Raw genomic sequence first — 296 nt, 5'->3', positions numbered from 1 at the left:
CCAAAACCCCGCTCCGCAACCGGGCGTGCCGGTTCCTTATCCGAGTTTCGGCTTCGCGTCGGATACCGACAAGGGAACGGGAACCGTTAAGATCGCCAACAAAACCGTCAACATCAAAAACCAGTCTTACTTGACGAAGACGTCCGGCACCGAGGCTGGATGCGCGGCGAAGAAAGGGGTCATCACCTCCACAAACACGGGCAAGGAGTATTTCAATTCCTGGTCAAGCGACGTGAAGTTCGATGGCGAGCCTGTCGTTCGTCACACCGATCTCGCGACCAACAATCACGCATCAC

1 protein-coding gene is annotated in these 296 nt (G+C 56.1%); it reads left to right on the top strand.

All coding sequences use genetic code 11. The features are described 5' to 3' along the window. On the top strand, positions 1-296 hold a 296-nt coding region (locus EN852_RS39200; RefSeq protein WP_135879935.1), incomplete at both ends, for a DUF4150 domain-containing protein.

The organism is Mesorhizobium sp. M2E.F.Ca.ET.209.01.1.1, assembly GCF_004010375.2.
GTDB lineage: Bacteria > Pseudomonadota > Alphaproteobacteria > Rhizobiales > Rhizobiaceae > Mesorhizobium.
Note: the sequence above shows the minus strand (reverse complement) of the source record. Positions and strands in the feature narration are given on the sequence as shown.